This window comes from Streptomyces sp. NPDC035033 (genome assembly GCF_040636735.1).
Lineage (GTDB): Bacteria > Actinomycetota > Actinomycetes > Streptomycetales > Streptomycetaceae > Streptomyces.
This window is the reverse complement of the sequence record NZ_JBEZUZ010000020.1, coordinates 65,404-91,248: the sequence shown is the minus strand read 5'-3', so window position 1 is coordinate 91,248 and position 25,845 is coordinate 65,404. Positions and strand designations below refer to the sequence as shown.

Below are 25,845 nucleotides of genomic sequence, written 5' to 3'. Positions count from 1 at the left end.
ACCGTCGGCACTCGCCTACCTTCACCATGTCGCGGATCAGGACACGGAGTTGGCGGGCAAGCACTGGCGGACGCGGGTGGGGGGGGTGCGGGGGCCCGCGGGGGGGGGCGCCCCCGGCGCCGCTCCGCCCCGGTTCAGGGGCGGAGCGCCGTCGCCAACTGGGCGCGGGAGCGCACGTCCAGCTTCTGGTAGATCCGGGTCAGCCGGGCCTCCACCGTCTTCACGCTCAGGAACAGCTTCGCCGCCGCCTCCTGGTTCGAGGCGCCCTGCCCCACCAGCCGCGCCAGCCGCAGCTCCGCCTCCGTCAGGGACGCCAGCGCCGACGGCGCCTCCTCGCCGCCGGACGCCGCGCCCGGCAGCTCACCGGCCGGCGCCTCCGTGGCCAGCGCCAGCCACGGCGCCGCCCCCGCCCGCTCGAAGACCGTCGCCGCCCCGTGCAGCGCCGCCTGCGCGGCCGAACGCCGCCGCCGCTTGCGCTCCACCCGGGCCAGCGCCATCAGCGCCCGCCCCTGCTCCAGCGGCAGCCCCGCCTCCGCGAACCGGCCGGCCGTCCGGGTCAGCAGCTCCGCCGCCTCGTCCGTCCGCCCCTCCGCCGCCAGACACAGCGCCCGCGCCCGGTCACACCCCAGCAACACCGTGGAACGGCCCAGCCGTTCGGCCACCGGCCGCACCTCCGCGAGCAGCGCGAGGGCCTCCTCCACCGCGTCGTGGGCGAGCAGCGCCTCCGCCAGCTCCTCGTGCCAGCGCAGCATCGACGGGTCGACCGTCGACTGCGCCCGCTCGTCCGCCTCCACCCGGCGCAGCGTCTCCAGGGCCGCCGCCACGTCGCCGTTGATCAGCTGGACCCGCCCCAGGGCGTACCGGCTGCGCGACAGGAAGACCCGGTCGCCCTCCTCCTCCGACGCCTGCACGCTCCGTCGCGCGTAGCTCGCCGCCCGGCCCAGACTGCCGCCCGCGGTCTCGGCCAGCGCCAGCGCGTACCAGGCGGGCCCCGGCGAGAGTCCGGCCTCCAGGGTGAGCGCCAGCGACTGCCCGGCGTGCGCCAGCGCCGCCGCGCACGCGCCGATCCGCGACTCGATCTCGGCGAGCGTGCGGAACAGTTCGATGGCGTCCTCGACCGAACCGCGCCGCTGCACCAGCGGCAGCAGCGCGTTCAGGTCGTCCCGGGCGTCGGTCAGCCGGTCGTCGAACAGGGCGTGACGGATCGTCAGGATCTGGGCGGCGTTGCGGATGCCGAGCGGCCGCTCCGCCAGCTCCAGCTCCCGGGCCCGCGCCAGGACCGCTTCCGCGTCCGGCGAGCCCAGCGCCCGCTCCATGCGCGCCTGCACGGTCAGCGCCTGCGCGGCGGTGCGCCGGTCGCCCACCGACGCGGCGAGCGCGGCGGACTCCATCGCCGCCGTCCGGGACCGCTCCGGATCGCCGTCCGCCAGCACGTACTTGACGGCCAGCCGGAGCTGTACGGCGGCCCGGAGCGCGGTCGCGCCCTCTGAGTCCTCCATGGCGTGCACGTACATGTCGTCGAGGTCGGTCAGGCCCTGCCCGGCGGTGTCGAGGACGGCGAGGCGGGCCCGCACCCGGTCGGCGGGGGACGCGTCCCGGGCGAGCAGGTCCGTGGCGGCCCGCATCGCCAGGTCGGCCCGGGCCGCCCGGGCCGCCTCCTCGGCCGCGTCCACCAGCCGGGCGATCCGCCGGTCCCCGTCCCGGCCGGGCGTCGACTCGGCGGCCAGCAGGGCCAGTTCGGCGGCGAGCGCGTTGTTGCCGCGCCGCCGGGCGGTCTCCGCCGCGGCCGCCACCTCGGCGGCCAGCTCCTCGTCCGGCCGGTCGGTGGCCAGCGCCCGGTGCCGTACCGCCTCCACGGGGTCGTCCACGACCTCCGCGAGCGCCGCGTGCCCGGCGCTGCGCTCCGCCCAGCAGGCGTCGTGCACCAGCGTGGACGGCAGCAGCCCGGCGGTGAAGGCGAGCGAACCGTCCTCGGCGAGCGACACCAGGCCGGCCCGCTCGGCCGCCGCGAGGTCCGCCTCCGCGTTGGGCCGCCCGGCCCGGCGCACCAGCGTCGCCGAGGGGCGCAGCGCCAGCGCCGCGAGCAGCAGGGTGGCCCGGACCGGCGGGGGAGCGGTGCCGAGCAACTGCCGGGCGAGGTCCCGGGCGCGCCCGGAGAGCGTCAGCGCCTCGGCGTGGTGCACCGGCGTGCGGGCGTCGGCGAGGGAGCGGCCGACGGCGAGCGCGAGCCGCGGATTGCCGCCGCTGGCGCGGTGGATGCGGCCGGCCATCCGGGACGGCAGCCGGTGGTGGATGAGGAGTTCGGCGATCTCGTCGGCCTGGAGCGGCGGCACGAGGAGCAGATCGGCCTCGGACGGCACCCACAGGTGCGCGGAGTGCGCCGCGTGCCCCGGGTGCGGCCGGCCGGACGCGCCGGTGCCGGTCCGCGGCCCGCCGGCGGGGTGGGCGTCCCCGTACGGCTCCGGGGTCTCGACCGCGATCACCCGCAGCGACGGCGGGGCGAGGTGGAGGGCGAAGCGGAGCAGGTCGGTGCTGTCGGGGTCGAGGAACTCGGCGCCGTCGACGACGAGCAGCACCGGCCCCCGGGAGGTCAGCGCCCGCAGGATCCGCGCGATGCCCAGGCGCAGCGCGATCGGGTCCCAGCCGCCCTGCTGGATGGGCGCCTCGCGGCAGAGCATGGCGACGGCGGTGCGCTGCGGTCCCGGCAGGTCGTCGAAGAGGCCCGCGGCGAAGACCCCGGAGGGCGGCTCGCCCGGGGCGCCGGGGCCGGGGGTGCCGGGCGGTCCGTCCTCCCCGGCGGGGACCGGTTCGGGGCGCGGGCCCGGCCGGGCGGCCGTCGAGGCCACCGACGCCACCAGGGCGGCCGCGGCGGCGCCGGGTATCGCGCGGTCGGCGGGGAGGGCGGCGAGCCACAGCACGGTCTCGCCGCGGGCCTCGGCCCGGGCGGCGGCGGCCAGCGCGACCTCGGTCTTGCCGACGCCGGCGGGCCCCGTGAGCAGGGCCCGGCCGCGGGCGTGGAGGACCGTCTCCAGACGGGCCAGCAGCTCCTCGCGGCCCACCGGTGCCGGGGGCCCGGGGGTGCCGGGGACGCGTGCGGGCAGGGGGCCGTGCGGAACCGTCGTCACCTGGTCGTCACCTCCGCCCGTGGGCCCCGCCCATGAGCCCTGCGCAGAGGATACGGAGCCGACCGGCCCCGTCCAGGGGTGGTGTCCGGCATGCGGACAGCGGGTTCCGGGCACGGCCTTCTTCCGGATGAGCGCGACGCCCCCGTGGTGTAGACCACGAGGGCGTCGCTGACCAGCGGTGATGCTGGTGTGGGGGGTGGTGTCACGCGGGTGGAGCGAAGGCTCAGAAGGTGAGGCTCCACGAGTCGATGTAGCCGGTGTCACCCGTGGCCACATCGCGGACCTGGAGCTTCCAGGTGCCGTTGGCGACCTCGCTGGAGGCGTCGACCGTGTACGTCGCGAGGACGTTGTCGGCGCTGTCCGAGGAGGAGGACGCCTTCAGGTTGCGCACCGTGCCGTCGGGGGCGACCAGGTCGATGACCAGGTCCCCGCGCCAGGTGTGCTTGATGTCCACGCCGACCTTGAGGGCGGCGGGGGCGTTGCCGGTGCGGCCGGTGACGGCGATCGAGGACGACACGGTGGTGTTGTCGGAGATCGTGACGTTGTCGGCGTTGGTGAAGACGGTGCCGGGCTGGGTGGTGCCGGTGACCGCGTTCACGGTCTTGGTCGCGTCGGCGATGCCGGTGCCGCAGCCGCCGGAGCAGGTGCCGGGCAGCGGGCGGGCGTTGGTCTTGATCGCCGACTCGATCTCGGCCGGGGTGAGCGTGCTCTTGGCCGACTTCAGGAGGGCGGCGAGGCCGGCGATGTGCGGCGCGGCCATGGAGGTGCCCTGGTAGGGCTTGTAGTTCTCGGTCGACTGGGTCGTCGTGCCCGAGTTCAGCGTGGAGTAGATGCCGTTCTCGGGGGTGGTGACGGTGCCGGGCGTGTCGGTGGCGCGGCGGGTCTCGCCACCGGGGGCCGAGACGTCGACGAGGGTGCCGTAGTTGGAGTAGTACGACCGGTTGCCCTCGCGGCTGGTCGACGCCACGGTGATGACGTTCGAGCAGTTCGCGGGCGTGAAGCCGGAGGTGTTGGCGTTGCTGTTGCCCGCGGCGACGACGACGGTGGTGCCGCGCGAGACGGCGCCGTTGATCGCGGTCTGGTAGACGCTCGGGCAGGTGGAGCTGGCGCCGCCGAGGCTCAGGTTGATGACCTTCGCCGGGGTCGCGTTGGCCGGGACGCCCGGGACGGTGCCGCCGGAGGCCCAGGTGATCGCGTCGGCGATGTCGGAGGACGAGCCGCCGCACTTGCCGAGCACCCGGACGTGCTGGACCTTCGAGCCGTAGGCGATGCCCGCGATGCCCTTGGTGTTGTTCGTGACGGCGCCGATGGTGCCGGCCACGTGGGTGCCGTGCCAGGAGGAGTTCGACGCCCGGGAGCCGGTGCCGCACTCGCCGTCGGTGGCGTTCCAGTCGCCCTCGTCCTTGGCGTCCGCGTCGCGGCCGTTGCCGTCGCGGGCGTCGGAGGAGGTGGAGATGAAGTCGTACCCGGCGACGGTGTTGGCGGCCAGGTCGCTGTGGGCGGCGTAGCCGGTGTCGATCACGGCGACGGTGACGCCGGAGCCGGTCGTCTTGTCCCAGGCGCCGGGCACGTTCATGCCGCCGGTGGCCTCGAAGAGGTCCCACTGCTTGGCGTAGTCGGTGTCGTTGGGCGTGACGGCCATCGCGTAGGCACGGATGTCCGGCTCGACCGCGGCGACGGACGGGTCGGCACGGAAGGCGGCCATGACCTCGTTCACGTCCTGCGCGGTGGCAGAGTCGCCCAGGTCGACCAGGGCGGCGCCGCCGGCGAGGCGGCGCTCGAAGGCGAGCTCCTCGCCCGTCTTCGCGGCCTTCTCGGCGGCGTCGGTCTTCGCGGCCGTGTTGGAGCCGGCCTCGGCGGCCTGGCTCTTGTAGGTGACGATGACCTTCTCGACGGGGGCGCTGGGGAGCGCCCGCATCGCCTGCGAAGCCGGGGCCGGCTTCGGGGTGGGAGCGGCCGGGGCGGCGGCGAACGCCCCGGTGGTGGTGGCAGTGGCACCGATGATCGCGGCGGTGGCGACCACGGATATGACTCTCCGCCTGGAACCGTTCAAAGTGGGTGGCCCTTTCGAGTACGACGTAGGTGCGGAGCAGTGGCGGCGGCGCGGAAGTCGCGGGGCGAAGTGGGGTCGCGTCCGTGGTTCCTGGGCTGGGGGGCCCGTGCGCCGCCACCGGCGCCGACGGCCCGGGTCAAGGCCGTCACCGGTGGTGGTCTCCCCGCATGCACCTGTCAGGTGCGATGCGGGGGATGTTATCCGCCGGTGCGGAGGACAGTAGGGAACGGGGAGGTGAACGCGATACGGGGAAAACCCTTGTCACCCCTCGGGGGTGGGGAGGGGGACCCTTGGGGGAGGGGCCCTGGAGGGGGGAGCGCGCCTGAGGGAGGGGGCCTTCGGGGGGCGGGGGAGGCGGGCTGGTGACGGCTGGGGCAGCCCCGGATCCGGCCGGGGGTCGGCGGGGGTCGGCCGGGATTCGGCGGGATTCGGCGGGGATTCGGAGGGGACCCGGCGGGGTGTGAGGGCCTCGACGCCGGGCCCGCGCTCGCGCGCCTCGCTCTGCGGGGGGCGGACCGAGGGGGCCGGACCGGGAGGGCCGGACCGTGCCGTGACCGGGCGCCGGTCGTCGGCACGGTCACCGGCCGCGCGGGCGAAGGGAGTTGTAGCACATAACGGGTAACTCTCTGATAAGCGTCGAAACTGGACTGGCGGTGGTTCTCCCGCCGGACGGGCGCCCCGCCGGGCCCGGCCGCCCGGCCACCGCCGGCCCGCGCCCCGGAGTCGCCCCGGAGTCAGTCGGGCGTCGGCCCGAAGCCGGTCCGAAGCCGGTCCGAAGTCGGTTGGACATGGGTCGGGCGCCGGTCGGACGCGGGTCGGGCGTCGGTCGGGCGTCGACCCGGAGCCGGTCAGGACACCAGGCGGAGGCGGGTGTCGGCGACGGTGAGGCGGACGGTCTGGCCCCACGTCAGGTCGAGGACGTCCGACTCGACGCCGTCGCCGAAGGCGACCAGACGGTCCGACTCGACGGTGAGGCGGAGGCCCTGCGCGGGCCCGAGGAGCCCTTCGACCCGGCTGGTCCCGGTCGTCGGGGACGGCCACGCCTCGCGGACGAACCAGGCGAGGCCCGGCTCGGCCGGCGCGGGCAGGGCGAGCGCGCTGGACCGCTGCTGCCAGAGCGAACGGAGCCAGCCGGTGGCCCCGGTGCCGGTCCCGGCCAGCACCCCCGAGGACGCCTGCGCCTCGGGCGCCGTCTCCCCCGCGCCCTCCGTGTCGAGGGTGTAGCGGGCGGTCTGGTGACCGGGCGGACCCACGTAGATCTCGTTGAGCGCGAGCAGCCGCCGGCCGTCGTCCGTGGCCGCCGCGACCATGGTCAGCTCGTCGGCCGCGACCCCCGGCCCGGCCGCGTACGGCAGCAGCCGCCGGGCGTCGGAGGGCCGGTGCCGGACGAGCACGCCCGGGTTGCGGCCCGGGTCGGCGTCGATGCCGACGACGGGCTGTCCGGCGAGGTACTTGGCGGTGTTGGCGACCAGCCCGTCCTGGCCGACCACCACGACCACGTCCTCCGGCCCGAAGAGGAACCGGTCCAGGTCGGCGCGTTCCACCGTGGTCTGCCGCCAGGTCAGCGGGACGGCCCCGGCGACGGCCGTCAGCGCCCGCCGCGCCCGCTCGTGCCGCAGCCGGACCTCGTCGATGGAGCGCCCGCGCGCGCCGAGGAGGAACGCGGCCTGCCCGTGCGTCCCGTGCCGGGCGAGCAGCTCCTCGTACTCCGTCCTGCGGTGCACGAGGACCGCCCGCGGCGCGAGGCTCACGCGCCCGCTCCGCCGCCGCTGCCGCCGTCGCCCAGCTTGGCGAGGAGGCCGGTCAGGACGTCGGGGGAGAGGGTGAGGTGCTCGATCCGGGGCAGCTGCTCGGCGGCCCGGGTGAGGGCCAGGGCGTGCAGGACGGCCGGGTCGGCGGTCGCGTGCGCCCGGAGCCAGGCCGTCTGCGCCTCGGCCCTGGCCGCGCCGACCTCGCGCGCCGCCTCCGCCTCGGCCCGCGCGAGGCGCACCTTCCGTACGGCCTCGGCCTCCGCCCGTACCGCGTCGGCCGCGGCGGACTCCTCCGCCTCGCGCCGCGCGTTGGTGCCGCGCTGCTCGACGAGCCGTTCCTCCTGCCGCGCCAGCTCGATCTTGCTGGCGAGCTCGTTCTCGGCGATCGCCCGCTCGCGCTCGACGGCGACGGCGCGGCGCTCGTAGGTGGCCCGGTCGGCCTCCTGCTGGATCTGCTCGCGGGCGGGGGTCCGCAGCGCCCGCTCGACCTCGGGCTCGGGGCGGATCGCGACCACGCGGACGGCGACCACCTCGATCCCGGTCGCCGGCAGCCGCGGCTCCCCGGCGAGCCCGTCGGTGATCCGCTCCCGCACCGCCGCCACCCCGTCCATCAGCGCCTGCGCGAGCGGGGTGCGGGCCAGCACGTCGAGGGCGTGCTGCTGGGCGGTCTCGGTCAGCAGGGTCGCGATCTGCTCCAGCGGGGTGCCGCGCCAGACGCCGGTGTCCGGGTCGATGGAGAAGTCGAGCCGGGCGGCGGCGGTGGCGGGGTCCCCGATCCGGTACGTGACGGAGGACTGCACGCTCACGTCCTGGAAGTCCGCGGTGCGGGCGTGGAACGCCATCGCGAGCTCCCGGTCGTCCACCGGCACCTCGGAGAGCGCGGCGCCCAGCGGCCGGAACCAGAAGCTGAGCCCGGCGCCGTCGTGCGCGAGACGGCCGCGCCGCTGGTGGCGGATGTGGGCGGTGGGCGCGGAGCGCAGGTGGCGCCAGCCGGCCCGCCGGGTGATGTCGGCCATGAGAGAACCCCCTTGTCGTCACCATGACGATAGAACCGGATTCCGGTTTTCGTCAAGATGACGCTAAGGGGGTGTGGGGCTGACGCCGAGGGGGTGGGGGCCGCGGTCAGCGCGCGGGCTCCGCCTCCGGTACGGGGGCGAGCGCCCCGCCCAGCGCCCCGGCCAGGCTCGCCGTCCCCGGCTCGGGCGCCGGGCGGCCGCCGAGGGGCGACGCGCCGGCGGGCTCCGCGGGGGCGGCCGGCGCCGGTACGCGTACGGGCTCCTGCGACGGATCCGGCGACGGGCCCGCCAGGGGCTCCGCCGTACGGGCCGGCTCCGGGCCCGCGGAGCCTCCCGTGGTCAGGAGGACGACTCCCCGGGCCGCGAGCAGCGCCGCCGCCGCGGCGATCGGCCAGCCCCAGGCGCCCGCCCGGAAGGTCTCGCCGAGCAGGGCCACGCCGATGACGGCGGCCGCGGCCGGGTTCGACAGGTTCACCACCGCCAGCGGGGCGGCGAGTCCGCCCCGGTAGGCGGTCTGCGAGAGGAGCAGCCCGCCCATCGCGAAGGCCGAGATCAGCAGTGCCAGCAGGGCGGTCTGCCACCAGGCGGGCCGGCCCCCCGGCAGGCCGAGCGCCAGCGCGGCGGTGAGGGTCTGGGTGAGCGCCGAGCCCACGCCGGAGGCGACCCCGGAGGCGGTGGCGTGCCCGAGCCCGCGGGCCCGTACGCCCCCCTCCGCGCCGTCCCCCCGCCGTCCGGCTCCGGGGCGGCCGCCGACGAGCGCCGCGATCAGCAGCGCCGTCACCGCGGCGACCGCCAGGGCCTCGCGCAGGCTCAGCGCCTCGCCGGGCGCGGCGGGCCCGGTGACCGCGACGAGCCCGACCAGGCCGGCCAGGGTCCACAGCGCGCCCCGCCACTCGGTGCGGGTCACCCGCCGCCGGTCCGTGTACGCGCCCAGCGGCAGCGCCGCCACGAGCGTCAGCGCGCCGAGCGGCTGCACCAGCGTCAGGGGCCCGTAGTGGAGGGCGGCCACGTGGGCGAGGGCCCCGGCGGCGTTGAGGCCGACGGCCCACCACCACTGGCCGCGCGCGAGCAGCGCCCGCAGCGCCCCGCGTCCCGGCGGGGCGGCGGAGGAGGCGGCGAGCCGCGCCTGGGCGACGGCGGCGAGCGCGTACCCGGCGGCGGAGACGAGCGAGAGGAGCACCGCGAGCACGGTGCCGGCGCTCATCGCGGGGCCCCGGCCGGCACGGCCCCGGAGCGGGCGGCGGGCGGTGCGACGGGCGCTCCGGCGGCGGACTCTTCGGAGGGAGGCTCTTCGGCGGCGGGCTCTTCGGAGGGAGATGCTCCGGCGGCGGACTCTTCGGCGGGGAGCGCCGCGGGCCGCGCGGGCGCCGGTACGACGAGCAGCGCGAGGCCCAGCAGGAGCGCCGCGGCGATCGCGTCGAGCCAGTAGTGGTTGGCCGTGCCGACGATCACGAGGAGCGTCACCGCCGGGTGCAGCAGCCACCACCACCGCAGCGGCGAACGGGTCGCGGCGATCAGGCCGATCGCGACCATCAGCGCCCAGCCGAAGTGCAGCGACGGCATCGCGGCGAACTGGTTCGCCATCGAGTCCGTCTCGGGGACGGCGCCGTACACGGACGGGCCGTAGACCCGCGCGGTGTCGACCAGCCCGGTGGCGGCGAGCATCCGGGGCGGCGCGAGCGGCAGCAGGACGTGCAGCGCGAGGGCCGCGCCGGTGACCAGCGCCAGGACCCGCCGCGACCACAGGTAGTGGGCGGGGCGGCGCCAGTACAGCCAGGCGAGGAAGGCGATCGTGGCCGGGAAGTGCACGGCCGCGTAATAGGTGTTCGCGGCCCGGATCAGCGGCTCGCCGTGCAGCAGCAGCTGCTGGACCGCGCCCTCGCCGGGGAGGTGGAGGGCCCGCTCGGCGTCCCACACGAGGTCGGCGTTGCGGAAGGCGCTCGACTCGTGGCCGTTGGCGAGGAGCCGGCCGAACTTGTAGACGAGGAAGAGGCCGGTGACGAGCAGCAGCTCGCGCGGGAGGGGCGGCCGCCCGCCCTCCGCCCGGGGGGCGGGACGCGGCCCGCCCGTCCCGCGTATCCGGGTAGCCATGGCGCGGCACTTCCCATCCGTCAAGTCGGTCAAATCTGCAACAAACGGAGGAACTCTAGATCCGATCCCATCGAGACGCAAGCGTATCGATACGTTTGCGTCTCGATTGTGCGCCCCCTACTCTCGGATGTGCAGAGAAAAGGGGTTCCCGGTCGCGCGGAGAACCCCGGAGGTCGCCGGGAGGAACCCATGTCCACGCAGGCCGCCACCGCCGCCCGCCGCAGCAGGATCACGCCGGAGCGCGAGGCGGAGCTGTACGAGGCCGTCCTCTGCCTCCTGCGCGAAGGCGGCTACGACGCGGTGACCATGGAGGGCGTCGCGGCCCGTACCAAGTGCGGCAAGGCCACCCTCTACCGGCAGTGGGGCACCAAGCCGCGGCTCGTCACCGCCGCCCTCGCCTCCCGCCGCTGCGCGGTCTTCACCGGCATCGACACCGGCACCCTCGCCGGCGACCTCCACGAGGCCGCCCGCCTCGCCACCGCCCGCCACGAGCGCGACACCGAACTCATGGAGGCCGTCGTCCAGGCGTACCTCCAGCACCCCGACCTGCGCACCGCCCTGCGCGAGACCGTCATCGCCCCCGAGGTCGCCGCCATCGACGCGGTCGTCCAGCGCGCCGTGGAGCGCGGCGAGGTCGCCGCCGACAACCCCGCCATCCCGTTCGTCGCGCCCAGCTTCATGGGCCTGCTCCGCATCGAGCGGCTCCTGGAGGACCGCTTCTCCGATGCCTCCTCCGTCCGCGCCTTCGTCGACGCCGTCCTCCTGCCCGTCCTGCGCGTCGACGGGTGACGCGCGCCGGACGCGCGCACCCTGGGACCATGCCCGCCACCGCTCCCGACGTCCGCGTCCGCCGCGTCTACGAACCCCCGTCCCCCGACGACGGGACCCGGGTCCTCGTCGACCGCCTCTGGCCGCGCGGCCTGGCCAAGGCCGACGCCCGCGTCGACGCGTGGCCCAAGGCCCTCACCCCGTCCACGGAACTCCGCCGCTGGTACCACGGCCCCGGCGCGGGCGACGAGGACGGGTTCCGCCGCCGCTACGAGGCCGAGCTGGCCGCCTCCGGGGCGGCCGAGGCCCTGGAGGACCTGCGCGCCCTCGCCGCGAGGGGCACGGTCACCCTCCTCACCGCCGCCCGGCACCCCGGGACCGGCCACACCGCCGTCCTCAGGGACGAGCTGACCGGCTAGCCGCCCGCCAGCCGGGGCGCCTCGGCGGCGGCGTCCGGTGCGGCGGCCCCCTCGACGGCCCCCCGCTCCACCCGCCCGGCCAGCTCCCCGGCCCACCGCACGAGCCCGGCGACGTCGATCCCGTACGTCTTCCCGCCCCCGTCCGCGTACCCGGAGACCCGCCCGGCGCCCCGCAGCAGCAGCCGCGCCCCGCCCGTCGCGTTCCCCCGGGCGGCGTGCGTCAGCCCCACGGCCAGCTGCGCCAGCCCCTGCCACAGCTCCCGCTCGCCCTCCGGCCCCGACTTCCACGCGTCCTCGAAGACCTCGTGGGCGTGGAACGGCATCCCCGCGTCCAGCAGCCGCTGCGCCTCCCGCACGGTCTCCGCGGCCCCCCGCACCACCCCCTCGGGCTGCCGCGGCACCCCCGCGGCCCCGCGCGGCAGCGGCCGCCCCAGCCCGTCCCGGGGCCGCGCGTTCCGCGCCCGCCCCTCCGCGTCACGGTCCCGTCCCTGCGAAGCCCCTCGGGAATCACCACTCATCCCGCCATTCTCCGCCCCCCACCCCCCGCCGCGTGATCTCTCCCCCCGGAGTGGGGTAATGTTCTCCTGCACGCCGACGCGGGAAACCCCGCCGCCGACGGGCACCGGGACGTGGCGCAGCTTGGTAGCGCACTTGACTGGGGGTCAAGGGGTCGCAGGTTCAAATCCTGTCGTCCCGACTTTGCGAAGTCGCGGGTCGAGGGGCCGTTTCAGAGGAATCTGAAACGGCCCCTCGACCGTTTTCGGGGACCAGATGGGGACCAGCGCACTTGACCGATCGGGGTGTGGCTGCCGTGCCGCTCAGTTCTGCTGCGTCGCGGCGAGTTCGCGCCTGAGGACCTTATCGGTCGCCGTCATCGGCAGGACCTGCCGGAACTTTCCCACTCGGGGGTGCTTGTGGCCAGCTGTGTTCTGCTTGCTCCAGGCTGTGATCTCTTCCTCCGTGCCCGGGGGTATCTGGCGCCGGGGATGACGAAGACCTCGCCCTCCGCGGTGTCCTCCCGGGTCTCAACAGAGTGCTCCGCTTCGTGCGCCTGCCTGACCTGCTGCCGCATGAATCTGTAAGCAGAGTCAACATGCGAGATGAGATGTGCTGTCGCACGCGATCGGCGACGTAATACGCTGGAAGCCCTCCCCTGCTGCCGCGGGATCGAACATCCAAGGAAGGCTACATGGCCGAGTACGACGAACCGGTGACTCTGACTTTGGCCGGGATCGCACGGCTCGCGGGTGTGGGGCGAGCCGCCGTGAGCAACTGGCGGAGGCGGCACGATGACTTCCCCGTCCCTGTGGGGGGCACCGACGCGAGCCCGCAATTCTCTCTGGATGGTGTAGAAGCATGGCTGATCCGCCACGGCAAGGTCGACGAGTCGTCGGCCGGCTGGGAGCGTTTGTGGCCGAGGGTCGAGGACCTGGGTGACCGGGACCGCATGGGACTGGTTGTCGCAGCGATCGGCGAGCGCCTCGCCGGAGTGAAGGATCCGGGGGCAGCAGGTCCGGCCGGTCTGACGGTCGGGGAGCAGGCGCTGGTCGACGAGGCGCTGCGGCTGGCTGAACGGGACGCATCGGCCGCGGGATTCACCGAACTTCTGCAACGCTGGCTCTCCACGCATGTGCGACAGGTCACCGTCACCCCACCCCAACTCGCCCGTACCATGACGGCGATCGCCGCCGAGCTGCGAGGCGACGTCGACGTAAAACACGTCATGGATCCGGCATGTGGGGTGGGCAATCTGCTCTCGGCGGCTGCACGCCAATGGGGTGCGCCGGCCGGAATGCTGCTCACGGGAGTCGAGATCGATCCCGTCCTCGCCGGTCTGGCGCGGGCACGTCTCTCCCTGGAATTTCCCGAGCTGAGACGCGAAGTTGTCTCGGGGGACACCCTGCGGCATCCGATTCTCGTGAGGGAACCGGTAGACGTGGTCCTCTGCAATCCACCGTCGAACGAGCGGGAGTGGGGGCACGGCGAGCTCGCCACGGACCAGCGCTGGCACTATGGGCAACCACCTCGCACCGAATCCGAACTGGCCTGGCTTCAGCATGTCCTCTCCGAACTCGGAGAGGACGGGGTGGCTGTCGTGCTGCTGCCCCCCGCAGTCGCCGCTCGCCGCGCAGGACGGCGGATCAGAGCCGCGCTGGTGAGGTCCGGCGCCGTACGGGGAGTCATCGCACTACCTGCCGGTGCCGCTTCGCCCTATGGCGTGGGCCTGCATCTGTGGCTGCTGACGGCGCCACCGAGACAGGGCAAGACCGATCCGGTGGTCTTCGTGGACGCGGCGGATTGCCGTACGACGTCGACGGGTGGCCGCGCGGCAGTCATTGACTGGGACGAGATCCTGGAGCGCTCCCGTGCCGCTCTGCGTGGGGACGACGTCGAGCGTACCGGGCGTGTTCCCCTGGTTGAACTGCTGGGTGACGAGACCGACCTGACCCCGGCTCGGCACGTCCCCGCTGAACTGGCCGTCTCGGCCGTGGACCTGCGCCGGATGTGGACCGGGCTGGACGCCTCCGCACTGAGGATGAGGGACGTCGGGGCAGTGCTGCGACCGCTCACCGTCACCGAGTCGGTGCAGGAACCGCCGACGGTGACCGTGGCGGAACTGGAGCGCAGTGGCGCGGTGTCGATCGTTCATGGGGTCGCCCCGCCGACGGACGAGGTGCAGCGCGGGCGTCTTGAGACGAGGGACGGGGTGGTGGAACTTCTGACGGCCCCTACTTCGGCGGAGGAAGGCGTGCGGGACCAGGAATGGTTGGACGCAGAGACCGCGCGCCGACTAGAGGATGAGGGCAAGGCTGTTTTCACCGAGTTCGGCGACGTAATCGTCGTCGTTACGGCGTTCGGTTTTGATGCCTGGGTGGAGACGAGCGCTCCTCATCTGCTCGGCCCCTACCTGTATCGGCTGAGAGGTGCAGCAGACCTGTTGGACCCTTTCTTTCTCGCCGCGTGTCTCAGGGTTCCGGCGAACGCACGGCAAGCGGGAACCCACGCGTCCGTCTCATCGCGCATTGACGTGCGGCGGCTGCGGGTCCTACGACTTCCATTGGAGGACCAGCGCGCACTCGGTGAAGTCCACCGCCAACTGACCGCCTTCGAGGAAGGCATCGCCGAGCTGAGTGCCGTGGGCGGTCGGCTGAGCGGGGCGCTCGCCACGCTGTTGGCGGGCGGGCGCCTGCGTCTTCCCTGACCGGGCGGGCGTCCGTCGCTGCTCGGTTCCGTACGGGAAGCTGCGAGGACGGCTTCAGCGGGCGCTGAGCCTGCGCGACCAGGAGGCCACGGTCTCCGCGTGCCCCCGCTCGGCGAGATCGGCTCCCGTCTCCAGGCAGCGGTCCACCAGGTCGGCGGGAGCGGACCGGCCCATGGCGATGAGGGTTTTGCACGCCTCCAGCCACACGGCGAGAACCATGCCTCCCTCCTCGTCCTCGGCCAGCCGGCATTCCGCGGCACCGAGGCGTGCCGTGAGGGCAATCGAGAACAGGGGGGAGTCGGGGGAGACGGTGTCCGTGAGTCGTTCTACGGTGCGGTAGTGGGAGCCGGCGGTCAGTACGTCCCCGACGATGCGGGCGCTGTCCGCACAGATCAGCATGGAGGTCAGTACCTCTCTGTCTCCGTCGCTCCACTTGCGACGGGCTTTGTCGAGGAGGGTAGCGAGGTGCCGGACGTTCTCCCCCGGTTCGCCCTGACGCACTTCCCTGGAGGCCGCGGACAGGGTCTCGCGGAGCTCGGCGCGCGTCACGTGTCCTGGGGGTTGCCTTCGGACCGCAGGACGGGCCGAAGAGGAGGACCGCGCGGCGGGGGTGATGAGGGATCCGGAAGAGGCGGTCTGGCTTCCCTCTCGAAAGGGGAGGGTGGGGTCGGGGGACAAGAGCGGGATCGGCGGCAGCGTGCCGAGCCGGGGCAGGTGGGGGGCGAGGACATCCCCTGCTTCCCGTGCGGTGGGGCGTAGCGTCGGCTCTTTGGCGAGCATGTGTGCGACGAGATCGTCGATCTCGGGTGGTACACCCTCGGGCAGCAGGTCGGACAGCCGCGGGGCGGTGTCCTCACAGTGCTGCTTCTCAAGGGTGTACCCGCCCCCGTCGCTCTCGAAGACCAGTCTGCCGGTGACGAGTTGGAAGAAGGTGCACCCAGCCCCGTAGAGATCGGCTGCGGGGCCGGGATTGCGTTCGCCACGGATGATCTCGGGAGCCTTGTATCCGGAGCTCCCGGGCGTGCGTCCGCCCTCGGTGTGCCGGGTCACCCCCGGCGTGAGCGGGAGGGCGATGCCGAAGTCGACGAGGGAGATCTCGCCCTTCTCCCCGAGCAGGATGTTCATCGGTTTCACGTCGCGGTGCACGACATCACATCCGTGCACCCTGGCGAGGACCTCCACCAGCTGGAAGAGCACGGAGACCGAAGCGGTGAACGACGGACGGTTGCTCCTCAAGAACCGGTGGAGGTCCGTTCCCTCTACGTACTCGGTGACCAGATAGGGGGACGGGCCGGTCGTCCGGTGGGCGATGTGGGCGGGCACCCCTTGGCCGCCCAGGCGGAGGTGCATGGCGCACTCCCGGGAGAAGCGCCTGAGATCGCCGGCGGTGGGCTTGCGGCGCACCAGGGCACCAGCCTCGTCCAGCCCGCTGGGGGCAAGGAACTTCACCGCCACTGTGCTCGAAGTCCGAAGGTCGACGGCGCGGTAAACCTGGCCCATCCCGCCGCTACGGGGACCTCCGGAGACTTCGAACCTGTCGTCCAGAAGCCATGACGGCTCGTTCGCCGGTGCGTCCATCGGCCGCACGCCTCCTCCTCCTGCCGGTGCGGTGCCTGCCCAGGAGCAAGAGTACAGACGTGCGGCATACCGAATGGCAAATTCGGCCCTTGACTGTGTTCACAGCATGCAACACTCTTCTCCTGACCGTCCTCAGAAGCTCAGGAGTCCGCTGTGTCGATGTGGCAGAAACCGCTCGGTGTGACCGGAGACGACTCGCTGGTGCGGGTCGGGCTTCCCGCACTCAGGCAGCAGGACGAAGCTTGCCCCCTCCAGAAGGCGGTGAAATCGCGCCCCCGGCTCCGCTCGACGGCGGACGGGTGGCGCACCTCGCCCGTAGTGGACTTCGGATTCACCCCGTGGGAAACCCTGGTGAACGCCGTCGAGTTCCCCCGTGGACCGGCCCGTCGTCGTGACGACGCGACCGTCGCGCCCGCACACGAGACATGGGGCCGGGAGGCGGCGGCGACCTACTTGGCTGTCCGTGAACGCTTCCTCCGCGAGCAGGAGACCGCAGGCCTTCCCCGAACGGTCCCCGTCGCGGACCGCTGGGTGACCAGCAGGGAGGGAGGGGCGCCAGGGGTGCGGCGATATGAACTCGAAGCATGGGGGCGGCAGTACGCCACACCCGACGGTTCCGTCCGCGAGCTCTGGCTGCCGAATCTGGGCGCACTCCGGCCGACCCGCCCCCTGTCCGAACTCGCCGCGGCGGCAGGCGTACTCGCCTACGGGGGACCCTGTGACACGGCGACGTACGCAGCCGAACGGATTCCGCTGCGACCGGACGCGCCCGGGCCCGACCGGGTGCGGATCATCGGTGTCGGACTCGGCGACGGGAAGATCTCCGTACTGCGCGCCGAGGAGAGCGGAATCGCCGCGGACTGGACGGGGCGTGAGGCCCGGGTCCTGTTCGATCGGCACGTCGCCCCCCGCGTCACCCCGGCCACTTCGGGTATCGATCGTCGGCCGGGCGGCGACTGTGCCGACTGCAAAGCGCTGTCGGGGTGCACCGAGCTGAAGCGGACTCCCGGTCTGCTCGGTGTTCCGGCCCCCACACCCGGTCGCAAGCGCCGCACTGTCTCCGTCTCGGACTTGCGCGCCTACAGGGACTGCCCTGCCCGCTACCACCTCACCAGGGTCCTGAAGCTCCGCGAACTCAGGACGGAGAACGCGGCGATCCGGCGAGGCAGGGCGGTGGACGCATGGCTCAACGAGCGCCACGCCGATCCTCGTCGCGTGTCGTGTCGGGACGTTCCGATGCCAGAAGCCCTCCCCGGCCTGGACGGAGAAGAACTCGCGCCCGCCCTCGCCATGCTCGAGAAGCACCGTGCGCGTTGCCCCTTCGACAGGATCGGTCCGGAGGACACCTGCCTTCCACAGCACCGGATCACCGTGTACGACCCCCAGGCCGATGTCGTGGTGCTGGCCGACTGCGACCTGGTGTACACCGAACGGGGTGGAGTGGTGATCCGCGAGAGCAAGACCAGCGCACGCCGGTACGGCACGGCCGACGAGCTGATGGAGGACCACCCCCAGCTCGCCCTCGCCGTTCTCTTCGTGGCGTCGGGAGCACTGACCGGTGATCCGCGCCGCTCACGCGTCGAACTCGAGACGCTGCGCCCTGACGGGTCGGCCGAGGAGGAGCTGGACCCCTTCGACCCCGCCACGATCGAGCAGGCCCGCACCGTCGTACGCAACCTGGCGGTTCCCTGGGCGGCGGCCGCCGAATATCCGGAGGCTCCTCGCTCCGGATATGACTGCGGGCATTGCGAAGCTCACAGGTGGTGCGCCACCGGACGTGCCCGCCTCAACGGGGAGCCGCGATGAACGACACGAACAGGAAGCACGAGCGAAGCCGTCCCGGGCTCCGGACGACAGAAGGGGACATCGACTCCTGGTCGGCGCACCAGGGGGTGCCTCTGCTGAGGACCCTGGCCCAAGCCCTGTGCGTCCTCGAGGGGCAATCCGCCCTTGACCGATTCACTTTGCCCTACCCGGCGGTGGCCCAGCACGCCCTGGACCGTACCGCCGTAGCCTGCCTGCTCGCCGGCGAGCGGCCGCCCGCATCTCTCGGGGAACTCGTCGCACGCTGTCAGGACATCCCCCTGGAGGACTGGCCCCTCCGGCTGGCCGAGGGGACGGTCGGTCCCGACGACCTGCTCCTCGACCCCCGCTCCGGAAGGCCTACCGAGTTGTGCCACGAGTGGGCCGAGCGAGGTGCTGATCCCGCTCTCCACCACCGGGACCGACAGATCGTGCACACCGCTTTGACGCTGTGCCGTCAACACGGCGAGGAGGACGCCTACAGCTCCTTCCGCGGACTGCTGGTACGGCGCCCCGTCCTGACGGCGGCCGAGATGTTCGACGTGCTCGGCGACATGCTTCTCGAACCCGTCCACGAGCTGATCCGGATCGTGTACCAGCCGGTTCCCCGGGCTTACCGGAGAGACGGCCACTTCGTCCAGTGCGGCCGTTGCCTGACCCTGCTGACACCGCTCGGCGATACCGAATGGTGGTGTGAACGCGACCGGTGTCGCAGGGCCGGCGCGCCGCCCCTGGGCCGGATCACGAATGGCGAGGAGGCCGGCACCCTCCTGCAACTGGAGCGTCCCTTGCGGCAGTTCGTGACGGGGCCGGGCCGGGCCGAGGTCGACCTGGAGCACGCGTTGCGGGCCATGGGACTGGAGGTCGAGATGTGGCCCGGCTTCGACGCCTATGACCTGCGCGTGACGTTCCCCGACGGCCTGCGCTGGGCCGTCGATGTCAAGGACTGGGCCAGCCCGTACTTCCTGGGCAAGGCGGCTGCACCGGTGCCTCCTACACCGCCCTACGACGAGGCCTTCTGGGTGGTACCCCAGCATCGCATCGACACCCGCCCCGACTACGTGAAGGTCTTCGCGCGAGCTTGTGAGGATGCGCAGGGCGCCCCCGAGCTGCTCACCGACACGGAACTCGTCCGGCGCGCCGCCCTCAGAGGACGCACGCCGCACTCCCACGACACACTCAAGGAGAACGGCCGTGCGTGATCAGCGCAGTTGGCACCGTTCGGTGAGCCAGGTACTGCAACCGGCCCTCCTCGCCCAGCCCGGAGTGCCCAGGGGGTTCACCGCCACACACCTCTGCCAGGTCGAACTCGGTCTTCGACTGCTGGAGCGGCTGGACGCCGGGCAGCCCGCCGAAGGCGCCTACACCCTGTTCGGCGGATACCCCTTCGCCCGTGTCGCCGGTCTTTCCGGAGCCCAGGACAACAACCCGGGCGACACAGTGATGCTGGCCGCGGCCCGCCACCTGTTGTGGCCGCTGCGTCGTGGCCACGCCTGGCGGCAGGCCCTCGAATCCTACCGCCTGCTCCCGGCGCACCTGCGTGCCTATGAGGTGCCCGCCGCCGACCTGGGTGCCCCGCCCGTTCCTCTCTTGCCGGTCGTCGCACCCGGTCGCATCGACGCTTACGACCGAGCCCTCTCCGGACTACCGGAATTCGTGCGCCGCCCGCTGTCACTCGCCCCCGCGGGACGCAGCTCCTTCCGGGAACTCCGCCGTGCCTCGTCCGTCACCATTCCGGCCGACCTGGTCTTCGACCGTCCGCGCGGGCACGACCTGACCGCCGACCGAGCCGGCCGCTCCGCCCCGATCACCATCACCCGCCGCGACCTTTCGGCCACCGCGCGCTGGATGGACGAGACCGAACGACAGGAGGCGGTCGAGCACCCGGGCGGCTGGGAGCGGCGCCTCGCCGAACTGCGGCTCGCTCCGCGGGACGCCGACGGTCAGGGCTTCACGGACAGCGACGAGATGCGCGTGGACGGCCTGTTTCACCTCGTCGGGATGGTCGGAGCCGGCAAGAGCACCCTGATGACGCTGCTCGCTGTATGGGCGGCTCGGCTTCCTGTGCCCCTCCGCACCACTCTTGTGGTCGGTGACGTCGCGGAGCAGCTTCGGCTCTGCGGCTTGTTCACCGCGCTCGGCCTGAACGCGGTGCCTCTTCTTGGCGACAGCACCCGTGAGACCCATGTGCAGCGGATGCATCGAAGGCTGGCCTCTCGCGGACTGGACAACCTCCTGGACCACGACGACCCCGGTTTCGATGCATTGAGCACGGTGTGCCTGGTCGGCGGGCTGCGAGGCACTGACTATGCGGAGCCGCTCCGTTACGCGGACGCCCCCTGCACCGCGCTCGTACCCGAGTCACAGTCCTATGAGGAGGATCGGGTGTCCGCCGACCCCCTCGACGCGCTCCGCACCGTCGTGACCACTGCCTCGCCGGGAACCCCGGTGAGGCAACCGGAGGACGACCAGGACAGCACCCCGCACGGCTGCCCCGTCTGGGCGGAGTGCCCCCGCCATGCCACCGCCCGCGCCCAAGTGGACGCCCCGATCTGGGTCGCCAACCCTGCGAGCCTCGTGCAGAGCCCCGTCCCCTCCCACCTCAACGACGAGCGCTTGCGCCAGCTCGAACTCGCCTCCCTGCGCAGCGACATCATCGTGGTGGACGAGGCCGACAGCGTTCAGATGCGCCTCGACCAGCTCTTCGCCCCGACCGCCACTCTCGTCCAGCCGGGCCTGGAGTCCTCCTGGCTCGACCGATTGAACACGCACAAGATCGAGGAACTCTGTCGGAATGCCCGCCTGCCCCTCACGGACCGGCAGGTCCATCTGTGGAACAAAGCACTGGCGAGCGTCACGACGGCGGTCGATCCCCTCTGTCGCCAGCTGATCGAGGAGGAGGACCTTCGGGAGTGGATCGACCTGGAGTACTTCAGCCCGTGGACCCTTCAGCAGCAGCTGCTCGACGAATGGTTCCGCGTGGACTTCGGGGAGCCGGAAAGGGCGGAGGAGGACGAGACGCACCTGTACGAGGGCTACGACGATGACGGCGGAGATCCCGCCTCCGACGCCGTCGAACCCCTCGTCCCCGATCCGCGCCGGGCCGCCGTAGCCGCTGTTCTCGACGCCTTCCGGGACGATCCGTTCGGCGACCGTGAACCTGACCTTGAGGCCCCGCTCATCGGCAAGCTCGTCAAGGTGACCCAGGACCTGCTCCACAGTCAGTCGCTCGCTCGGACGAACGGCCGTCTGCGCGAGGCCGCGGAAGAACTGCTGTCCGGCACCCCGTGCCGGGACCGGATCCCCGAGGGCAGCGCGGGCGAGCAGTGGTGGGACACCACCTGCCGTCGCCTCGGCTTCACCCTCCTGTTGAGCGCCCTCCACCAGCGCCTCGACCGGCTCACCTTCCTGTGGCCCCAGGTGGAGGCCGCACTCCGCCTCGACGCGGCAGGCAAGGAACTCGCCCGCCGCACTCCTCTCGACTACGCGCCGATCGTTCCCGAGTCCCCCATGGGCAATGTGCTCGGCTTCCAGTACCTCCCCGACGATCAGGACCGTGACGACATCGGCCGCACCGGAGGCACTCTGCGCTTCTTCCGCTGCACCGGAGTGGGCCGTGAGCTCCTGCTGCGCCTGCACGAACTGGGAGCGGACCCGGCGACGGGCCGCGGGGGCCCCCACGTGATCCTCATGTCCGGCACCAGCTGGGCCGGCGAGTCCACCCGGGCCCACGTCCTCGCCCCGGTCGCCGCCGTCCTGAAACCCTCGGAGGAGTCCTTGGAGGCCGTGGCCCGCACCCGGTTCGGCACGCACTTTCTCTACGACGACAAGGGCAGGCCCATGAGCCTGTCGGGAACGCGTCTCAAGGACCGGATCGCCCAGGCCAGGGCGATGGCCGCCAGATTGGCCCGCCCCGGCCTTTCGGGCTCGGCAAGCCCTCTGGACCAGGAGCTCGCCAAGGTTGCCGACGACCACCGCCGCCGGGCCCTCCTGCTCGTCGGAAGCTACCGGGAGGCCTATGCCGTAGCCGACACTCTGGACGGTGAGGAGCGCTGGCACGGACGGGTGAAGGTCCTCGTCCCCGACGACGCCGACCCCGGCGAGGCCCTGCACGGCACCGGCCTCGCAGGGCACAAGGACGACAGCGGGCACCCCGGGGCCACCCTGCGGCGCGGTGACCTCGCCAGGTTCGCCGACGACCCCGCCGCGGAAGTGCTCGTCGCTCCACTCCTCGCGGTCGAGCGCGGTCACAACATCCTCAACAGCCGCTCCAAGGCGGCCTTCGGCACCGCCCTCTTCCTGGTCCGTCCGCACCCGCGGCCCGATGACCTCTTGTTGTCGATCTTTGCGGTCAACGACTGGATCACTCGTTTCGCGCGTGACATCCCCCGTGACGACCGGCGCACCGGACCGGCCACGTTCACCGAACTCGTCACCAAGGCGTCCTCCCTCGACGAGGCCGGTCAGTCGCTGAGGCATGAAGGCCGTGAGGAATGGCGACGCCTCCTGTCCCGGCGGTACGTTTACTCGCGCCTCGCGGATTGGGAGAAGCGGGCGTTCGCCTGGGATCAGCTGGTCACGATGTGGCAGGTCATCGGTCGCCTGGTGCGCGGTGGCGTTCCTGCTCGCGTGGTGTTCGTCGACGCGGCCTTCGCGCCCTCACTCGCCAAGTCGCTGTCTCCCCGTTCCGACACGCAAGCCGTACCCCGGGCGGACGGGCTGCTCCACGCCCTCGGCACGATCCTCGCCCCGTACTTCACCGGCTCCGCAACAGTCGACCCAGCCGACGCACAGCTGGCCCGCCTCCTCTATCAGCCCTTCCACACGGCCCTGAGCAGCCTCGAAAGTCATGGCCGACCGACGGCCGCCTGATTCGGAACCCCCTCGTCACCCCACCCACCAAGGAGTCCTCCCATGCCCGTGAACTACCGTCACATCGGCACGGCCACCTGGCTTCCCACCGACTCCGACGCTTCCCACAGCGCCCGCTACCGCGCCCTGCCGTTCCCCGAGGAATGGCGCGATGCCGTCCTCGGCCTCTGCAACGTCGGCCGCGACTCGGCGGACACCGCTTGGCGGACGGCCCCCACCTACCGCCTCGAACAGGTCCTCCAGGCATACGCCCCCGACGTCCTGGTCATGCCCCGCCCCTTCCACCAGCGTGAGGACGGGGAACCCGCCCGCTGGCTCTACGCCTCCGAGGACGTTCCCGATCCGTTGCCCCCACAGGTGCTCACCACGTTGGTGGACCGCTGGCTCGGCGAGCTCCGACCCGACCTCGCCCTGGACCCCGAGTACCGGGCTTTGCTGAAGGACGTACGCGCCGAGCTGCGAGCCCACCCGCCGCGGTGGGAGCACGTCACCCGTGAACTGCTGCCCCGCAAGCAGACGCCGGGCGGCACCGCTTGCGTCGACCCCGACCAGTTCACACTCACCCCGGACTGGCTCGCCCGCCGGATCCTGGCCCTCGGCCCCTACCCGTACGAGGGCGGCAGTCTGCATTTCCGGGCGATGCCGCGAGGGCGCCGGGACAAAGGGGCCGAACTGGTCTCCCAGCCCCTCCCGTACGAGCCCGAGCCCGGAAAGGGCACCGGCTGGTTCTCCGTCGTCCTCAACATCGCTCTGCAGACAGTGCCGTTCGATCCGCTGCCCCGCTTCCACCTGCACTGGACGGTCCGCCGCTGGGCCACCCGGCGTGCCGCCGTCGACGGCGGCGGACACCGGCTCCGGCTGCCCTGGGGCTCGGCCACCACGGTCCTGCTCCGCCCGAAGGTGCCGGTGCTACCGGGCGTACCGCTGAGCGAGCGGTACGCGGTGGCTCGTCTCAAGCGCATCAGGGACCGGGAGACCAGTGCCTTTTCCGACACGTGGGTGAACGGTGGCCCGGCGCAGCTCCTCGCCGGCCTCGCGATCGGAGAGGTCTTCCCCGACGCAGAGGCCCTCCTCACCGATCCCGAACAGTGGCTCACCCAGGGCATGAGGGCCGCGATCGTCCACCGGCCCGCCATGGGGCGCCATGAGGTCGGAACGGGCTTCATGGCGCACCAGTGCTCACAACTGACAGCATGGGCCGAAGCCGCCCTGCCCGAGGAGCTCCGTGCCGCCCGTCCGATGGAGAACTCCCGACTCTCCGGGCCGAAGCCCGTCAACGCGCCGCCGGCCACGGTGAAGAAGGAGTTCAAGGAAGACGAGGAAGCCCGCCGTTGCGCGGAGCGCCGGGCCGCAGCCGCCTACGCGCTTGCGGCCTATTCCCCCTCCGATGCCTTTGGCCGACCTGTGCTGGAGGCACGTCTGCTGTGGCAGACAGCCGATCTGCGTGACGCCGCGCTCGAAGCCCTCCGGCACCGGCTGGGGCTTGAGGGCCTGGGGACCGGGGGCAGTGACTTCGACGAGTCGGCATACGAGGCCGCCGCACCCGGAAACCCTGTCGTGCACGAGTGGCACAGCCCCGAACTGACCGTGCGTGTTCGCTGCCTACGGCCGGTCGTACGCACGGGGGAGCGCAGTGGAACCGCTCTGACCGCCGGCCTCGACCTTCCCACGGGCGGACACCGCCCCAGCCGCGACGCGGTCGCGGCAGCCGTCCACGCCCGCCGGACGGCGACCGCGGACTGGCTCACCGGCGACCGCACCGGCGACGCACCCGGTCTCGCCCTCGTGGAGCTCGCCCGCGCCGAAGACTTCGGTCGCGGCGCCGACCCCAAGTTCGCCCTGCGGCTGGGCTGCGCGGACGCCGGCTTTGTCACCCAGTTCATCGCACTGCCACAGAAGGTCAAGGGGTACAACTCGGTCGGCAACATGGCCCATCGCGCCCTGATGGCCTGGGACGACGGTCTGCGCCAGCTCGGTGCCCGGGTCCACCCCGAACACGCCCTGACCGAAGGGCTTCCCGAGGGCCTGCGGTACGCGGCCGTGTGGATGGTGCGCAAGAACCGCACGTCGCGCAATCGCTGGCCCGCACACGAACCGGTGGCAGTCCTAGTCACCCCGAAGGGACAGGGCAGCGGACTCGCCCGGGTCGAGGGATGGGACCGGCTGGCCGACGGGGGAGCCGGCGCGTGGGTGCCGTACCCGAAGATGCTGCTGAGACTCACCCGCCTTGCCGAGGTCACCCCCCACCTGCCTGCTCCACGTACAGAGGAGGACGGTGCCGCTCCCGCCCGGCGGGGGAGCTGGCACAAGGACCGGGAACAGCAGCGACGCGAAGCGGAGGAGTGGCTGCAGGCGATCCGTCCGACGCTGCACCGCGCCCCGACGATGCTCCTCGCCGATGCCGTCAACGCGCGCTCGCACTGGACATGGCTGCAGGACGGCCGGACTGAGCCCGACCGTCTGCGTGATGGTCGCGCCCCGGCCCGGCGGCTCCATCCCGATCTGCGTCTGGTTCGCGTACGCACCGCCACTGGACGCGAGACCGCGCAGTGGTGGGGCATCAACCCGGGTGACGGACCCAACGGCATCGGGACCCACCTGTGGGTCCCCGAGGAGTCCCCTTCCGGCCGTGTCTTCTACAGCACCACTCCGAAGCCGGTGCAGTTCCGCGACTCCGCCGTCCAGGCCGACAAGCTTGCCCCCCGCCTGATCACCCAGGGCAAGCGCAAGGGCGAACCGACGGTGGACACCGGCACCCCGGCCTGGATGCCCGGCCTCGTCGAACTCGCCGTACTCGGCTGCCACACCGACGACGGCGACGACCCCGAGGCGCTCGCCATGGCCGTGCACCTGCTGCGCCAGCCGCCGGACTACCCCCAGGCACTGGCCCACCCCCTCCCGTTGCACCTTGCCGGACTCGCCCAGGAATACGTCCTGCCCACCCTCGTCGAGGCCACGGCGGACGGACCGAACGACTCCTGCGCTGTCGGCGACCCCCTCGATGACGCGGACCCCGCGACGCAGGGGGCGGCGGGGCTCGACACACCTGTGCAGATCGACGAGTGGGAGGAGCTGGACGAACACGAGGAGGAGGGGCAGCTCTCGCTCTTCGACGCCTGACGGCCGGTCAACGGCATACGACTACGGGGGCGGATCATGATCATGAT

15 protein-coding genes and 1 tRNA gene are annotated in these 25,845 nt (G+C 72.8%); 8 read left to right on the top strand and 8 right to left on the bottom strand.

The window, feature by feature from the left end; all coding sequences use genetic code 11:
* Positions 1–134: 134 nt before the first annotated feature.
* The 6 genes from AB0E83_RS11570 to AB0E83_RS11545 all read right to left on the bottom strand — a co-directional run bounded on the left by AB0E83_RS11570 (position 135) and on the right by AB0E83_RS11545 (position 10,036).
* Positions 135–3,125 (bottom strand): AAA family ATPase, encoded by a 2,991-nt coding sequence (locus AB0E83_RS11570; protein WP_362109098.1) that lies wholly within the window; start codon positions 3,123–3,125, stop codon positions 135–137.
* 223 nt (positions 3,126–3,348) lie between these two features.
* Entirely contained in the window at positions 3,349–5,043 is a 1,695-nt protein-coding gene (locus AB0E83_RS11565; protein WP_362109106.1) for a S8 family serine peptidase, read from the bottom strand.
* A 983-nt stretch (positions 5,044–6,026) separates the two neighbouring features.
* Positions 6,027–6,929, bottom strand: coding sequence for a hypothetical protein (locus tag AB0E83_RS11560; protein ID WP_362109096.1), 903 nt, complete (start codon positions 6,927–6,929; stop codon positions 6,027–6,029).
* Complete coding sequence (locus tag AB0E83_RS11555) at positions 6,926–7,945, bottom strand: SPFH domain-containing protein (RefSeq protein ID WP_362109094.1); 1,020 nt, start codon at positions 7,943–7,945, stop codon at positions 6,926–6,928. Before AB0E83_RS11555 ends, AB0E83_RS11560 begins: the two co-directional genes overlap by 4 nt.
* Positions 7,946–8,051: 106 nt before the next feature.
* Positions 8,052–9,149, bottom strand: a complete 1,098-nt coding sequence (locus AB0E83_RS11550) for a DMT family transporter (RefSeq protein ID WP_362109092.1) — start codon at positions 9,147–9,149, stop codon at positions 8,052–8,054.
* On the bottom strand, positions 9,146–10,036 hold the full coding sequence (locus AB0E83_RS11545) for a phosphatase PAP2 family protein (RefSeq protein ID WP_362109090.1): 891 nt from the start codon (positions 10,034–10,036) through the stop codon (positions 9,146–9,148). The genes AB0E83_RS11550 and AB0E83_RS11545 overlap by 4 nt, the downstream gene beginning before the upstream one ends.
* Before the next feature lie 189 nt (positions 10,037–10,225).
* Here AB0E83_RS11545 and AB0E83_RS11540 point away from each other — a divergent pair, with 189 nt between their 5' ends.
* Together AB0E83_RS11540 and AB0E83_RS11535 are read left to right on the top strand one after the other, a co-directional pair.
* Positions 10,226–10,825, top strand: a complete 600-nt coding sequence (locus AB0E83_RS11540) for a TetR/AcrR family transcriptional regulator (protein WP_362109088.1) — start codon at positions 10,226–10,228, stop codon at positions 10,823–10,825.
* Between the two features lie 29 nt (positions 10,826–10,854).
* Entirely contained in the window at positions 10,855–11,223 is a 369-nt protein-coding gene (locus tag AB0E83_RS11535) for a DUF488 family protein (RefSeq protein WP_362109086.1), read from the top strand.
* On the opposite strand, the gene AB0E83_RS11530 is transcribed toward AB0E83_RS11535, so the two are convergent.
* Positions 11,220–11,741: a DUF309 domain-containing protein gene (locus tag AB0E83_RS11530; RefSeq protein ID WP_362109084.1), complete on the bottom strand. Its 522-nt coding sequence runs from the start codon at positions 11,739–11,741 to the stop codon at positions 11,220–11,222. The genes AB0E83_RS11535 and AB0E83_RS11530 overlap by 4 nt on opposite strands.
* Positions 11,742–11,846: 105 nt before the next feature.
* On the opposite strand from AB0E83_RS11530, the gene AB0E83_RS11525 reads away from it, so the two are divergent.
* Both AB0E83_RS11525 and AB0E83_RS11520 read left to right on the top strand, forming a co-directional pair.
* Positions 11,847–11,920, top strand: a tRNA-Pro gene (locus tag AB0E83_RS11525).
* Between the two features lie 492 nt (positions 11,921–12,412).
* Positions 12,413–14,425 carry an N-6 DNA methylase gene (locus AB0E83_RS11520; protein ID WP_362109082.1) on the top strand — a complete coding sequence of 671 codons (2,013 nt, stop codon included), beginning with the start codon at positions 12,413–12,415 and terminating at the stop codon, positions 14,423–14,425.
* A 54-nt stretch (positions 14,426–14,479) separates the two neighbouring features.
* Here AB0E83_RS11520 and AB0E83_RS11515 read toward each other — a convergent pair whose 3' ends face one another.
* A complete protein-coding gene (locus tag AB0E83_RS11515) occupies positions 14,480–16,003 on the bottom strand; it encodes a serine/threonine-protein kinase (RefSeq protein WP_362109080.1) in 1,524 nt (507 codons plus the stop codon).
* Positions 16,004–16,162: 159 nt separating this feature from the next.
* On the opposite strand from AB0E83_RS11515, the gene AB0E83_RS11510 reads away from it, so the two are divergent.
* The 4 genes from AB0E83_RS11510 to AB0E83_RS11495 all read left to right on the top strand — a co-directional run bounded on the left by AB0E83_RS11510 (position 16,163) and on the right by AB0E83_RS11495 (position 25,798).
* Positions 16,163–17,809, top strand: a complete 1,647-nt coding sequence (locus AB0E83_RS11510) for a PD-(D/E)XK nuclease family protein (RefSeq protein ID WP_362109104.1) — start codon at positions 16,163–16,165, stop codon at positions 17,807–17,809.
* 86 nt (positions 17,810–17,895) lie between these two features.
* Positions 17,896–19,008 (top strand): hypothetical protein, encoded by a 1,113-nt coding sequence (locus AB0E83_RS11505; protein ID WP_362109102.1) that lies wholly within the window; start codon positions 17,896–17,898, stop codon positions 19,006–19,008.
* The gene (locus AB0E83_RS11500) at positions 19,001–22,678 is read left to right on the top strand and encodes a hypothetical protein (RefSeq protein WP_362109078.1); all 3,678 of its coding nucleotides are present in this window, start codon (positions 19,001–19,003) and stop codon (positions 22,676–22,678) included. The genes AB0E83_RS11505 and AB0E83_RS11500 overlap by 8 nt, the downstream gene beginning before the upstream one ends.
* A 42-nt stretch (positions 22,679–22,720) precedes the next feature.
* Positions 22,721–25,798: a DUF3962 domain-containing protein gene (locus AB0E83_RS11495; protein WP_362109076.1), complete on the top strand. Its 3,078-nt coding sequence runs from the start codon at positions 22,721–22,723 to the stop codon at positions 25,796–25,798.
* The last annotated feature ends 47 nt before the right edge of the window (positions 25,799–25,845 follow it).

What these genes read in the sequence shown, in the direction of transcription:
- AB0E83_RS11565 (WP_362109106.1), bottom strand. Translation starts at nt 5,043, where the DNA reads ATGCGGGCGCTCCCCAGCGCCCCCGTCGAGAAGGTCATCGTCACCTAC.
- AB0E83_RS11555 (WP_362109094.1), bottom strand. Translation starts at nt 7,945, where the DNA reads ATGGCCGACATCACCCGGCGGGCCGGCTGGCGCCACCTGCGCTCCGCG.
- AB0E83_RS11550 (WP_362109092.1), bottom strand. Translation starts at nt 9,149, where the DNA reads ATGAGCGCCGGCACCGTGCTCGCGGTGCTCCTCTCGCTCGTCTCCGCC.
- AB0E83_RS11545 (WP_362109090.1), bottom strand. Translation starts at nt 10,036, where the DNA reads ATGGCTACCCGGATACGCGGGACGGGCGGGCCGCGTCCCGCCCCCCGG.
- AB0E83_RS11540 (WP_362109088.1), top strand. Translation starts at nt 10,226, where the DNA reads ATGTCCACGCAGGCCGCCACCGCCGCCCGCCGCAGCAGGATCACGCCG.
- AB0E83_RS11535 (WP_362109086.1), top strand. Translation starts at nt 10,855, where the DNA reads ATGCCCGCCACCGCTCCCGACGTCCGCGTCCGCCGCGTCTACGAACCC.
- AB0E83_RS11530 (WP_362109084.1), bottom strand. Translation starts at nt 11,741, where the DNA reads ATGAGTGGTGATTCCCGAGGGGCTTCGCAGGGACGGGACCGTGACGCG.
- AB0E83_RS11520 (WP_362109082.1), top strand. Translation starts at nt 12,413, where the DNA reads ATGGCCGAGTACGACGAACCGGTGACTCTGACTTTGGCCGGGATCGCA.
- AB0E83_RS11515 (WP_362109080.1), bottom strand. Translation starts at nt 16,003, where the DNA reads ATGGACGCACCGGCGAACGAGCCGTCATGGCTTCTGGACGACAGGTTC.
- AB0E83_RS11510 (WP_362109104.1), top strand. Translation starts at nt 16,163, where the DNA reads ATGTGGCAGAAACCGCTCGGTGTGACCGGAGACGACTCGCTGGTGCGG.
- AB0E83_RS11495 (WP_362109076.1), top strand. Translation starts at nt 22,721, where the DNA reads ATGCCCGTGAACTACCGTCACATCGGCACGGCCACCTGGCTTCCCACC.